The following is a 13859-nucleotide window of genomic DNA, read 5'->3' on the forward strand; positions in this document are numbered from 1 at the left end:
GATTTGCCATGAGAGCAGTGGTTTAGTTTTTGGGTTTGGTCGCACAAACACAATAACTCTTCCTTACTGCTCTCTTGCGTTTACGGCATGCTCATCCCGGCAATCCGTGAAGAACCAAAAAAAAGCCGCTGAACTTCAGCGGCTTTTCATTTCAACCCAACATCAGCTTAGTTGGCGGCTTCCGTCTTGGCCGGCGCCGTCACGCTGCCCAGCATTTTGACTTTCGACTTCTGCTTCAGGGCTTCCACGTACATGAACAGTTCCTGCTGCGACAGCATGTTGCCGATCTGCTGTTCTTCCGCCTGGCGCTGCGCGGCGTCCTGCTGGGCAGGCTGCTGCACTTTGCCGATGCGGTACACGCCGTAACCCATGCCCGGAATTTCCACGCCGACGTAAGCCGGCAGCTTGGACACATCGGCCTTCATGATTTCCGCCGCGGCCGCGTTGTTCAAGCCGTTCGGATTGGCGCGCGACACCAGCTTGGCCGGCGAGAAGCCGTCAGCCGAACCGCTGGCCTTGGCGGCAGCCAGCTTGGTTTCGCCTTCCTTCTTCGCCAGCTTGATGGCTTCCTCGACCTGCACGCGCTGGCGGATCATCGGCTCCACTTCGGCCAGCGGACGCTTGGAGGCGGCCTTGTACTCGACGATACGGCCCGACACCAGCGTGCTCGGCGCGACTTCCACGGCTTCCGTGTTGCGCTTGTTCTTCAGCACTTCATCGGTGAACAGCGCCGTCAGGAACTTGGCGTTGTTGTACGGCGCCTGGCCGGCGGCCGGCGATGGCGTACGCGTCACGTTGTCCGCCGTCTGCACTTGCAGCTTCAGCTTGTCGATCACCGGTTTCAGGCTGTCAGCCTGTTCGTACACGGTGTTGGTGAAGGCTTCCGCCATTTCCGTATACTTCTTGCCGGCTTTCTGGTTCTTCAGGTCGGCGGCGATTTCTTCCTTCACTTCCGCCAGCGGCTTCACGGCTTCCGGCTTCAGAGACGTGATCGTCACGATGTGGTAGCCGAATTCGGTTTCCACCGGACCGACGATGTCGCCCTGCTTGGCGGCGAACGCGGCGTCGCCCAGCGATTTCGGCAGCGAAGCGCGGTCCAGCACGTCCATGTCGCCGCCCTGTGGCGCGGAGACCGGATCTTCCGATTTCGCCTTGGCGATCTTCGCGAAGTCCGCCGGCGCTTTCTTCACTTCGGCCAGGATGGCGTCCGCCTTGGCTTTCGCGGCGGCCTTGTCGGCAGCGCTGGAGCCCGGCTTCAGGGCCACCATGATCTGGCTGGCGCGGCGCACTTCCGGCGCCGTGAAGCGCTTGGTGTTGCCGTTGTAGTAGGCCGCCACTTCCTCATCGGTCACCGACACTTGCGACGACACCGCCGCCGAGTTAAATACTACATACTCAATTTTCGCCTGCTCCGGTACTTCGAACAGCTTGGTGTTCTTGTCGTAGAACGCTTTCACCATCTCGTCGGTGACTTTGACCTTGTCCATGAATTGCTGGGCCGGCAGCGCCAGTTCCTGCACTTCACGCTCCTGCGCGCCGAAGTCCGACACCAGCTTGGCCACCGAGCGCGGCACGAAGCCCGACATGGCGACCGAGCCGCCCACCTGTTGCGTGGTTTCGCTCTTCATCACCAGTTGCTGGTAGCCTTCCGGCGTCAAGCCTTGCGAACGGGCCAGGATGTCGCGGTACACTTCCATGTCGATCGAGCCGTCCGCCTTGAAGATGTTCGGCACACCCTTGATCGCTTCCACGATCAGCTTTTGCAGCTTGGCTGGCGAAATCGTCAGGTGGTTGCGGGACGCTTCGGAGAGGATCGCGCGCTCCGTGATCAGCTGGTCCAGCACGCTCTGGCGGAACTCGGGCGTGTCGAACATTTTCTGGTCGAATTGCTGGCCCAGGCGCTGGCGGTAATTGTCCAGCTGCTTGCGTTGAGCCTGTTCCCATTCCTGGCGCGTCACCGCGTGGCCGTCGACCTTGGCCAGCGTGTTGGCATCGTCACCGAAGCTCTTATAACCACTGACACCGACGAAGACAAACGACGGCACGATCAGGATCGCCAGGAAGATCTGCATCAGTTTTTGATGCGTGCGTATAAATTCAAACATGGTCCGCCAATGATGTTGAGTGAAATGGCAAAGGCGGACCCTGGGTCCGCCCGCGCACGCGATTCTACCGTGTGCGCTCTATGATGGGCAAGACAGCAACAATAATAAAAAGCCAAATGGCAAAAAACCCCAGCAACTTCGCAGCTGCTGGGGTTTCGTGTTCTTGGCGGAGTGGACGGGGCTCGAACCCGCGACCCCCGGCGTGACAGGCCGGTATTCTAACCAACTGAACTACCACTCCTGGTAGTGTGTACCCTTGCTGGCGCTGGCGGAGCGGACGGGGCTCGAACCCGCGACCCCCGGCGTGACAGGCCGGTATTCTAACCAACTGAACTACCGCTCCAGCTTGTGCAAGGCTACAACAATCAATCTGATGTGGTGGGCGGTGAGAGGGTCGAACTCCCGACCTAATGCTTGTAAGGCATCCGCTCTACCAACTGAGCTAACCGCCCATCAGACTGCTTTAGTGAACAGTGTACAAAGTACCGCTGCTCACCGAAGTCCGTTAGTTTACAGCATCTTTCAGGGCTTTGCCAGCCTTAAATTTAGGTACTTTGGCTGCATCGATTACGATTTCCTCTTTCGTGCGCGGATTGCGGCCGGTACGGGCAGCGCGCTCGCTCACGGAGAAGGTGCCAAAGCCGACCAGGGTGACGCTGTCGTTCTTGGCCAGGGTGGTGGTTACGCCATCGATCATCGCGTCCAGGGCGCGGGCGGCTGCCGCTTTCGAAATGTCAGCGGAAGCAGCGATATGGTCGATCAGTTCAGTCTTGTTCACAAAAGTCCCCGTCACAAAGGTTTATATCATTTATACCGTTTTAAGCCAGCAAGAATGCGGCTTTACGGCAGCAGAGAAAAATCTCAGGCGGTATTAGACAAGCGGGGAAAGGCTTGTGTCAAGGGAAACACTGGCGAAAACACCAGTAAAAATAAAAACAGGCGCCGATTTGGCGCCTGTTTGTAGCTTAACGGCTCAAAGCCAGCCCGGTTTTAGTGCTTGACGACGTCGCCCTGCCCGTCCACCTTGGCCTGCGCAGCCGCCACCGCCTCCACCGGCGGCGTCTCCACCACCGGTTCAGGCTGGCGTTCCAGCGCGATTTCCAGCACCTTGTCGATCCAGCGCACCGGCACGATTTCCAGCTTGTTTTTCACATTGTCCGGAATCTCGGCCAGGTCTTTCACGTTCTGCTCGGGAATCAACACGGTCTTGATGCCGCCACGGTGCGCCGCCAGCAGTTTTTCCTTCAAACCGCCGATCGGCAGCACTTCGCCGCGCAACGTGATTTCACCCGTCATCGCCACGTCGGCGCGCACCGGGATGCCCGTGAACACGGACACCAGCGCCGTCGTCATGCCGATACCGGCCGAAGGACCATCCTTCGGCGTCGCGCCTTCCGGCACGTGGATGTGGATATCGCTCTTTTCAAACACTTCGGCCTTGATGCCGAGGCGGTTGGCACGGCTGCGCACCACGGTGCGTGCCGCTTCGATCGACTCCTTCATCACATCGCCCAGCGTACCGGTGCGTATCACGTTGCCCTTGCCCGGCATGGTGACCGCTTCGATGGTCAGCAAATCGCCGCCCACTTCGGTCCATGCCAGACCGACCACCTGGCCCACCTGGTTCTGCTTCTCGGCCACGCCGAAGTCGTAACGGCGCACGCCCAGGAACTTGTCCAGGTTTTTCGGCGTCACGGCGACCTTCTTCTCGGTCTTCTTCAGCAGCAGCATCTTGACCACCTTGCGGCAGATCTTCGACACTTCGCGTTCCAGCGAACGCACGCCGGCTTCACGGGTGTAGTAGCGGATCACGTCGCGGATGGCCGCTTCCGACACGGTGATTTCACCGTCCTTCAAGCCATTGTTCTTGATCTGCTTCGGCAACAGGTAGCGCTGCGCGATCGACGTCTTTTCATCTTCCGTGTAACCGGACAGGCGGATCACTTCCATCCGGTCCAGCAGCGCCGGCGGGATGTTGTACGAGTTCGACGTCGCCACGAACATCACGTCGGACAGGTCGAAGTCCACCTCGATATAGTGGTCCGAGAACGTGTGGTTCTGTTCCGGATCCAGCACTTCCAGCAGGGCCGAAGACGGATCGCCACGGAAGTCCGCACCCATCTTGTCGATTTCGTCCAGCAGGAACAGCGGGTTGCGCACGCCGACTTTCGCCAGCGATTGCAGCACCTTGCCCGGCATCGAACCGATGTAGGTACGGCGGTGGCCGCGGATCTCGGCTTCGTCGCGCACGCCGCCCAGCGCCATGCGCACGAACTTGCGGTTCGTGGCGCGGGCGATGGACTGGCCCAGCGACGTCTTACCCACGCCTGGAGGACCCACGAAGCACAGGATCGGCGCTTTCAGCTTGTCGACGCGCTGCTGCACCGCGAGGTACTCAAGGATGCGTTCCTTGACCTTCTCGAGGCCGTAGTGGTCCGTTTCCAGCGTCTTCTCGGCGTTGGACAGGTCATTGTTGACCTTGGATTTTTTCTTCCATGGCAGCGACACCAAGGTATCGATGTAGTTGCGCACCACGGTCGCTTCGGCCGACATCGGCGACATCAGCTTGAGTTTTTTCAGTTCGGCATTGGCCTTGTCCAGCGCCTCTTTCGGCATCTTGGCGGCAGCCACTTTCTTTTCCAGCTCGTCCAGGTCGGCGCCGTCCTCGCCCTCGCCCAGCTCCTTCTGGATGGCCTTGACCTGTTCGTTCAGGTAGTACTCGCGCTGCGACTTTTCCATCTGGCGCTTGACGCGGCCACGGATGCGCTTTTCCACCTGCAGGATATCGAGTTCGCCTTCCAGCTGGCCGAGCAAATGCTCCAGGCGCTTGCCGACGTTGAAGATTTCCAGGATGACTTGCTTTTGCTCGAGCTTCAGCGGCAGGTGGGCTGCCACGGTGTCAGCCAGGCGGCCGGCGTCATCGATGCCGGACAGCGACGCCAGGATTTCCGGCGGAATTTTCTTGTTGAGTTTGACGTACTGGTCAAATTGCTGAACGATGGCGCGGCGCATTGCTTCGATTTCCGAATCGTCGCCCTCTTCCGAATCCAGCGGGGTCAGGTCGGCCACGAAGTGGGTCGGCGCGTCCGTGATCTTGCGGATACGGGCACGCTGCGCGCCTTCCACCAGCACCTTGACGGTCCCGTCGGGCAGCTTCAGCATTTGCAGAATATTGGCCACGCAACCGATCTCGTAAATGTCGGAGGCGGATGGCTCGTCCTTGGCAGCGGCTTTCTGTGCAGCGAGCATGATGCTCTTGCCCTGTTCCATAGCCGCTTCCAGCGCCTTGATCGATTTTGGGCGACCTACGAACAGCGGTATCACCATATGCGGGAAAACGACGACGTCCCGCAGCGGCAATAACGGCAGCTGAGTTTGCTCAGTTAATTTGGAAGTTGTCATGGCGTACCTTATGTGAAAGCGTGTACCTGATGATGGCGGTGTTTTGCCAGATCACAAGATCCAACGGCAATAAATAATTCTAAAAAGCGATATTGCCGTTAGTCTTTTGATTCTGCCGTGCTTTAAAAATAAGCAGTTATTAATTCTCCATATAAAAAAGCCACACACGTCTATACAGGCGCGGTGGCTTTTCGGATGAAGCCTGCTTATTGGATTTTATTTTACCGCCTTGCCACACGGATGCAAAACGAATTTTGCTCCCGTGTGCGGTGCTTATATTCTTACCACTTAATTTTCACCGGAAGCTTTTGCCGATTCCTGATAAATCAGCAATGGCTTGGCGCCGCTGGTGATCGTATTTTCATCAATGACGACTTTGCCGACATTCGATTCATTCGGCAATTCATACATTACATCCAACAATGCGTGTTCCAGAATCGAACGCAGGCCGCGGGCGCCGGTTTTACGCGCCAGGGCTTTCTTGGCAATGGCGTGCAACGCGGCCGGACGGATTTCCAGTTCCGCGCCTTCCATTTCCAGCAGCTTCGAATACTGCTTGACCAGCGCATTCTTCGGCTCGACCAGGATCTGGATCAGCGCTTCTTCCGTCAACTCGGCCAGGGTCGCCACCACCGGCAGACGGCCCACCAGTTCAGGGATCAGGCCGAACTTGATCAAGTCTTCCGGCTCCGCTTCCATCAGCAGGTCGCTGGTGGCGCGCTGCTCCTTGCTCTTCACTTCAGCCGAGAAACCGATGCCGGACTTTTCCGAACGGTTGGAAATGATCTTGGCCAGGCCGTCGAACGCGCCACCGCAAATGAACATGATGTTGGTGGTGTCGATCTGCACGAAGTCCTGGTTCGGATGCTTGCGGCCGCCTTGTGGCGGCACCGAAGCCATCGTGCCTTCGATCAGTTTCAACAGCGCCTGCTGCACGCCCTCGCCCGACACGTCGCGGGTGATCGACGGGTTGTCGGACTTGCGCGAGATCTTGTCGATCTCGTCGATGTAGACGATGCCGCGTTGCGCTTTTTCCACATCATAGTTGCAGCTCTGCAACAGTTTCTGGATGATATTCTCTACGTCTTCACCCACGTAACCGGCTTCGGTCAAGGTGGTGGCGTCGGCAATCACGAACGGCACGTTCAACATGCGCGCCAGCGTTTGCGCCAGCAGCGTCTTGCCGGAACCCGTCGGGCCGACCAGCAGGATGTTGGACTTCGCCAGTTCGACGTCATCCTTCTTGCCCAGGTGCTTCAGGCGCTTGTAGTGGTTGTAGACCGCGACCGACAGGATGCGCTTGGCGGTCTGCTGGCCAATCACGTACTGGTCCAGCAAGTCTTTGATTTCATGGGGAGTCGGCAAATCAGACTTGGCGCCCGCGACCGATTCAATGCTTGCCGTTTCGTCGCGAATAATGTCATTGCACAAGTCGATGCATTCGTCGCAAATGAAGACGGATGGACCGGCGATGAGCTTCTTCACCTCGTGCTGGCTTTTACCGCAAAACGAGCAATACAGAAGTTTTTCGCCGCTGGAGGATTTTTTCTCGGACATGGGACTTGTTTATGTAGTTACAAGGTAGGGTGCTGCCGTACAAGTGAAGAGCGTACAGGACACATGCTACCTGAAATAAAAAAGAAACGCCCGAACCATATGAGTTTCGGGCGTCACTTTGCTGCTAAAAACGCATCAAATACGGCATCAAGCGCGGCTGGTCAGCACTTTGTCGATCAGCCCGTATTCGGCAGCGTCTTCCGCCGACAGGAAGCGGTCGCGGTCGGTATCCTTGGCGATCTGTTCGATCGTCTGGCCCGTGCGCTCCGACATGATCTGGTTCAGACGGTGGCGCAGGTACAGGATTTCCTTGGCCTGGATTTCGATGTCCGACGCCATGCCTTGCGAGCCGCCCGACGGCTGGTGAATCATGATGCGCGAATTCGGCAGCGAGAAACGCTTGCCTTTCGCGCCTGCCGCCAGCAGGAAGGCGCCCATCGACGCAGCCATGCCGGTGCACAGCGTGGACACATCAGGCTTGATGAACTGCATCGTATCGTAGATCGCCAGGCCGGCGGAAACGGAACCGCCCGGCGAATTGATGTAGAGGGAAATATCCTTGTCCGGATTTTCACTCTCCAGGAACAGCAACTGGGCGACGATCAGGTTGGCCATCTGGTCGTTGACCGGGCCCACCATGAAAATCACACGCTCCTTCAACAGGCGCGAGTAAATGTCGTACGAACGCTCGCCGCGGCCGCTTTGTTCAATCACCATCGGCACCAGGCCGAGCATTTCAGTGTCGAGTGCCGGATTACGGTTCATCATTCAATGTTTTCCTTGTGAAGCAGCCGGCGCCCCGCCCTTTTCCAAGGGCCAGGCGCCTCAGCTGGATTACGCTTGCGCGTTGCTTCCCATCAACTCGTCGAAGGCAACTTGCTTCGACGTGTTTTTCGACAGGCCCAGAACGAAGTTAACGACGTTTTCTTCCAATACAAGGGCTTCGACTTCAGCGATGCGGCGGCGATCGCTGTAGTAGTACTTCAGCACTTCACGTGGATCTTCGTACGATTGTGCGAAGTCTTCGATCTGTGCCTTGACTTGCTCTGGCAGCGCTTGCAGGTTGTTTTGTGCAACCAGGGCGTTCAGGATCAGGCCCAGGCGGACGCGCTGTTCAGCCTTGTCCTTGAACAGTTCTGGCGGGAATGGCACGTCCTTGACGTTCATGCCGCGCTGCGCCATGTCCTGGCGGGTCATTTCAGCCAGGCGCTGGGTGTCTTGCTCGATCAGTGCGTTAGGCACTTCCAGCGTGGCGTTTTTCACCAGCGCTTCCATCACGGCTTCCTTGTTGCGTGCTTTCACACGGCCGCGCACTTCGCGCTCCAGGTTGACCTTGATGTCTTCGCGCATTTTTGCCAGGTCGCCATCGGCAACGCCCAGCGATTTCGCGAATTCAGCGTCGATTTCCGGCAGGTGCGCCCATTCCAGCTTTTTCAGCGTGATGGTGAATTGCGCGGTTTTGCCTGCCACGTCCTTGCCGTGGTAGTCCTCAGGGAATGCCAGGTCGAAGGTCTTGGCTTCGCCCACTTTCAGGCCCACGGTCGCTGCTTCGAATTCCGGCAGCATGCGGCCTTCGCCCAGTACGAACACGAAGTCGTCGGCTTTGCCGCCGGCAAATTCCACGCCGTCGATCGAACCAACGAAGTCCACGGTCACGCGGTCGCCATTGGCGGCGATCGCTTCACCGCCGTCGCCGTGTTCACCGGCTTCGCCCTTGGTGTGGAAGTGCACGCGCTGCTTGCGCAGGATTTCGATGGTCTTGTCGATTTCAACGTCGGTCACGTCGGCTTTGACGGTCTCGATTTCCACGGCGGACAGGTCGCCGATTTCAACTTCCGGATACACTTCGAAAGTCGCGTCGAACGCCAGCAGGCCTTCAGGCGCTTCGTTCTTTGGCTCGATACGTGGGAAGCCTGCCACGCGCAGGTTGTTTTCATTGGCGGCATCGTTGAATGCGCGGCCGACTTTATCGTTCAGCACTTCGGTTTCGATCTGATAACCGTATTGTGCTGCGACCATTTTCAGGGGCACTTTGCCAGGACGGAAGCCTGGTGCTTTAGCCGACTTGGCTTGCACTTTCAGGCGCTTCTCCACTTCCGTGCGGACGTCGGTCAGCGGGAAGGAGATCGTGATACGACGTTCGAGTTTGCCCAGGTTTTCGACTGCAGTTGCCATGTAAAAATCGTCCAAAAAATGTAAAGAATACTGTGGTGCGAGGAGGGGGACTCGAACCCCCACACCATTGCTGGCGTCAGGACCTAAACCTGGTGCGTCTACCAATTTCGCCATCCTCGCGGCGTATTTGTACAAAAGCAAAGGGCGACCATTAAGTGAAGCAACGGGTCGCCCTTTACCCCGTTTGCACGGGGGCTTTCAACTTCAACGCGGTATTCTACTGTTTTTTCCGGAGTGTGGAAGGGCTTTTTTAGCTTTACCACAACATTTACACAGCAATTGCTTGAAATTTTTATCCGGCATGCATTCCTAACTCATACCGGATGGTTTCTTCACCCGGAACCATGCCGCATACAGCGCCGGCAGGAACAGTAAAGTCAGCACCGTCGCCAATATCAAACCGCCCATAATCGCCACCGCCATCGGCCCCCAGAATACCGAACGCGACAACGGAATCATGGCCAGCGCCGCTGCCGCCGCCGTCAAAACAATCGGACGGCAGCGCCGCACGGCCGCTTCCACCACGGCATCCCACGGCTCGGCCCCGCCGGCAATGTCCTGCTCGATCTGGTCGACCAGGATCACCGAATTTCGAATGATCATGCCGAACAGCGCGATCACGCCCAGGTTGGCGACAAAGCCCAGTGGCCGGTCCATGATCAATAACGCCCCCGCCGCACCGGCAATCCCCAGCGGACCGGTCAGGAACACCATCAGCGACCGCTTAAAACTGTGCAATTGCAACATCAGCAGCGTGAAGATAATGAACACGGCCAGCGGCAGGTTGGCGGCAATCGACGCTTCCGCCGCGCCGGTATCGGCCGCCGCGCCCTTGACCGTGATGCGGTAGCCGGCCGGCAGGCGTTTTTTCAGTTCTTCCAGCTTGGGCAGGATTTGCGACGTCACCGTCGGTCCCTGGATGCCATCGACCACGTCCGACTGCACGGTAATGGCCCACTCGCGCCCTTCGCGCCATACGACGCCCGGCTCCCACACGAAGTGCGCGCGCGCCACCTGGCTGACGGGAATCGAGCGGCCCGACGCCGTCGGCAGATACGTGTCCTGCAAGGCCTGCATGGTGCTGCGTTCCTCGACCGGCTGGCGCACGACGATATCGATCAGGCGGTTGCCTTCGCGGAATTGGCCGATCGGCGTGCCGGTCAGGATGGTATTGGCGGCCCGCATCACCGACTGCGTGGTGACGCCCAGCGCGCGCATCTTGTCCTGGTCCAACTCGAGGCGCACCGCCTTGACCGACTCGTTCCAGTTATCGTTGACGCCCAGCGTGTTCGGATTGGCGCGCAGGATATCCTTGACGTCGTCAGCCAGCGCGCGCAACGGCGCCACTTCCGTACCGGAGACGCGGAACATCACCGGATACGGCACCGGCGGACCGTTCGGCAACAGTTTCACCCTGCCCCGCACTTCCGGGAAATCCGATTTGAACAGCGTGATGATTTTTTTCCGGATCGCTTCCCTTGCCTTCAAATCCTTGGCCAGCACCACCATTTGCGACACGTTCGATTGCGGGAAAATCTGGTCCAGCGGCAAGTAGAAACGGGGACTGCCGGTGCCGACATAGCTGGTGATGCTGGCCACGCCGTCATATTTGCCGACAATGCCTTCGAATTTCTTCACCAGCCCTTCATTGAGCTGGAACGACGAGCCTTCCGGCGTCCACATCTCCACCATCAATTCCGGGCGGCTGGAATCGGGGAAGAATTGTTTTTCAATGAACTTGAAGCCATAAATACCCAGCGCAAAGATGCCCAAAGTGGCGGCAATGGTCAGCATGCGCCATTCGACGCACCAGTTCACCAGCTTGCGGAATTTGCGGTAGCCGGGCGTGTCGAACAATTCGTGGTGGCCGTCCGCGTGCGGCTGCACGCGCAACAGCACGTAGCCGATATACGGGGTGAAAATCACGGCGACGAACCATGAAATCACCAGCGCCAGCGCATTGACGGAAAACAGCGTGAACGTGTATTCGCCCGCCATGGATTTCGCCATGCCGATCGGCAGGAAACCCGCCACGGTAATCAGCGTGCCCGTCAGCATCGGCATGGCTGTCGAGGTGTAGGCGGCAATGGCGGCGTCGAAGCGCGACTGCCCTTCTTCCATCTTGCGCACCATCATTTCCACGGCAATGATGGCGTCGTCCACCAGCAAGCCCAGCGCGATGATCAGCGCGCCCAGCGAAATCTTGTGCAAGTCGATGTCCAGGATGTGCATGAACAGGAACGTCACCGCCAGCACCAGCGGAATGGTCAGCGCCACCACCAGGCCCGGACGGGCATCAAGGCGCAGTTTCGGCTTGGTGTGCAAGCCCAGCGACACGAAACTCACGGCCAGCACGATCAGGATCGCTTCCACCAGCGTGCGCACGAACTCGCCCACGGACGCCGACACCGCAGCCGGCTGGTTGGCGACGCGCTCCAGGTTGATGCCCACCGGCAGCTTGCCGCGCAACTCGTCGGCCGCCAGCTCCATTGCCTTGCCCATCTTGATGATGTTGCCGCCCTTTTCCATCGAGATGGCCAGGCCGATGACTTCCTTGCCGTTGTAGCGCATCTTGTCCTGCGGCGGATCCTGGTAGGCGCGCTCGATGGTGGCGAAGTCGCCCAGCCGGAACGTGGTGCCATTCGCGTGCAACTCCATCATTTCCAGGTCTTTGACGGTTTTCAGCGCGCCGCTGACCCGCACTTGCAGGTTTTCCGTCGGCGTCACCAGCACGCCGGCCGATTCCACCGTGTTTTGCGCGGCGATCTGGCCGACAATGGCTTCGAACGGTACACCCAGGGTGGCGAATTTCTTGTGCGAGAAGATGATGTTGATCTTTTCATCCTGCACGCCCAGCAAGTCGACTTTCGACACTTGCGGCACGGCCAGCAGGCGCTGGCGCACGAAGTCCGCGTAATCCTTCAGTTCCGCATAGGTGAAACCGTCGGCCGACAGCGCGAAGATCGAGCCGAACGTATCGCCGAATTCATCGTTGAAGAAGGGCCCGAGCACGCCCTGCGGCAGGGTGTAGCGGATATCGCCCAGTTTCTTGCGCACCTGGTACCAGGCCGCCGCCGTCTCTTTGGGCGGCGACGACTCGCGCAGGCGCAGGATGATCGTGGTTTCGCCGGGCTTCGAATAGCTGCTGATTTCATCGACGTACGGCGTTTCCTGCAGCTTTTTTTCCAGCTTGTCCGTGACCTGCTCCGCCATTTGCAGCGCCGTGGCGCCCGGCCAGATCGCCCGCACCACCATGCCGCGGAACGTGAACGGCGGGTCTTCGTCCTGGCCCAGGTTCATATAACTGAGCATGCCGCCGATCAGCAGCACGGCCATCAGGTAGCGCGTGAGCGGGATGTGTTCCAGCGCCCACCGCGACAGGTTGAAGCCGCCCTTCATTTTGCTACCCCGCTGGCGGACGCGGTGGCGGAGGCCGCCGCCGGGGCCGATGCAGCCTTCTCACCGCCCAAGATCGTGACTTTCTGGCCCGGTTTTAATTGATTGACACCGGCCGTGACGATCACCTGGCCCGGTTTCAATCCGCCTTTCAACACCATGTCGTTGCCCGCCACGCCGCCCACCTGCACCTTCACCAGGCGCACGGCGCCGTTTTCCACCACCCACACCGACGACGCGCCCCGCTCATAAAACATCGCCGACAATGGCACATGGATTTCCGCTTCCGGCATCTTCGACGCAAACGCCACGTAGGCCGTCATGCCCAGCTTCGCGTCGGCCATGCTGGCGGGAATCGTCACCTTGAATGGATAGGTGCGGGTCACCGGATCGGCCGCCGGCGACACTTCGCGCACCTTGCCTTGCGCCACCTGGTCCGGATGCGCCCACAGCCGCACGCGGACGTCGGACACGCCGCGCAGCGCATCGACCTTGTCTTCCGGGACGCCGATGACGATTTCCTTGTCGCCGCTCTTGGCCACCTGCACCACCGGCGTGCCGGGCGCCACCACCTGGCCCACGTCCGCGTTGACGGCAGTGACCACGCCATCGACATCCGACACCAGGGTCGCATAGCCGGCCTGGTTGGCCTGGCCGCGGAACGCCGCCTGCGCCGCTTCCACATTGGCTTGCGCCGCCTTGTAGGCCGCATCCTTGCTGTCCAGGATGGTCTGGCTGACGAAATTCTGGGCTTTCAGTTCCTGGTAACGCTTCAATTCCGCTTTGGCGAAATCGCGCGACGTCTCCGCCGCCCGCAATCCCGCCTGGGCTTGCGCCTTGGCCAGCTGCAAATCCTGCGGATCGAGCCGCATCAGCGCCTGGCCCTTTTTTACCACCGCGCCCGCGTCCACCAGCCGCGCGACGATCTTGCCGCCCACGCGGAATCCCAGCCGCGATTCGACGCGCGCCCGCACGTCGCCGGCAAATTCCGACAGCAGATCGGTATCGCTGGCGCGCACTTGCTGCACACGCACCGGACGGATGTCTTCGGTTTTTTCTTCCGTCTTGTGGCAGGCGGTCAGCGCCAGCAACGCGGCCACGCCGACAGCGGCCACGGCGGTGCGCGGCAGGCTGCGGGAATCGGAGGATGGGCGGAGAGAATGCAAAGGAGACACGGTATTTTCCTTTATTGTGATGCCCGGACTTGGACAGCTTCATTGCGGC

8 protein-coding genes and 4 tRNA genes are annotated in these 13859 nt (G+C 59.3%); all 12 read right to left on the reverse strand.

Annotation, left to right across the window (positions count from 1 at the left end; genetic code table 11):
• Nucleotides 1-167 precede the first annotated feature (167 nt).
• Complete coding sequence (locus GJ700_RS30875) at nt 168-2105, reverse strand: SurA N-terminal domain-containing protein (protein WP_154381336.1); 1938 nt, start codon at nt 2103-2105, stop codon at nt 168-170.
• Nucleotides 2106-2269: 164 nt separating this feature from the next.
• Nucleotides 2270-2346 (reverse strand) — tRNA-Asp (locus tag GJ700_RS30880).
• 25 nt (nt 2347-2371) lie between these two features.
• Nucleotides 2372-2448, reverse strand: a tRNA-Asp gene (locus tag GJ700_RS30885).
• Nucleotides 2449-2481: 33 nt separating this feature from the next.
• Nucleotides 2482-2557 (reverse strand) — tRNA-Val (locus tag GJ700_RS30890).
• A 53-nt stretch (nt 2558-2610) separates the two neighbouring features.
• Complete coding sequence (locus GJ700_RS30895) at nt 2611-2883, reverse strand: HU family DNA-binding protein (RefSeq protein ID WP_371868212.1); 273 nt, start codon at nt 2881-2883, stop codon at nt 2611-2613.
• Between the two features lie 212 nt (nt 2884-3095).
• Nucleotides 3096-5507 (reverse strand): endopeptidase La, encoded by a 2412-nt coding sequence (gene lon / locus GJ700_RS30900; RefSeq protein WP_154381338.1) that lies wholly within the window; start codon nt 5505-5507, stop codon nt 3096-3098.
• 288 nt (nt 5508-5795) lie between these two features.
• On the reverse strand, nt 5796-7064 hold the full coding sequence (clpX, locus tag GJ700_RS30905; RefSeq protein ID WP_154381340.1) for an ATP-dependent Clp protease ATP-binding subunit ClpX: 1269 nt from the start codon (nt 7062-7064) through the stop codon (nt 5796-5798).
• A 147-nt stretch (nt 7065-7211) separates the two neighbouring features.
• Entirely contained in the window at nt 7212-7829 is a 618-nt protein-coding gene (gene clpP / locus GJ700_RS30910) for an ATP-dependent Clp endopeptidase proteolytic subunit ClpP (RefSeq protein WP_154381469.1), read from the reverse strand.
• A 69-nt stretch (nt 7830-7898) separates the two neighbouring features.
• Nucleotides 7899-9239, reverse strand: coding sequence for a trigger factor (tig, locus tag GJ700_RS30915; RefSeq protein WP_154381342.1), 1341 nt, complete (start codon nt 9237-9239; stop codon nt 7899-7901).
• A 33-nt stretch (nt 9240-9272) separates the two neighbouring features.
• A tRNA-Leu gene (locus GJ700_RS30920) sits at nt 9273-9359 on the reverse strand.
• Between the two features lie 189 nt (nt 9360-9548).
• Nucleotides 9549-12638, reverse strand: coding sequence for an efflux RND transporter permease subunit (locus GJ700_RS30925; RefSeq protein WP_154381345.1), 3090 nt, complete (start codon nt 12636-12638; stop codon nt 9549-9551).
• On the reverse strand, nt 12635-13810 hold the full coding sequence (locus GJ700_RS30930; protein WP_371868213.1) for an efflux RND transporter periplasmic adaptor subunit: 1176 nt from the start codon (nt 13808-13810) through the stop codon (nt 12635-12637). Before GJ700_RS30930 ends, GJ700_RS30925 begins: the two co-directional genes overlap by 4 nt.
• Nucleotides 13811-13859 lie beyond the last annotated feature (49 nt).

It is taken from the genome of Pseudoduganella rivuli (assembly GCF_009674485.1).
GTDB lineage: Bacteria > Pseudomonadota > Gammaproteobacteria > Burkholderiales > Burkholderiaceae_D > Rugamonas > Rugamonas rivuli_B.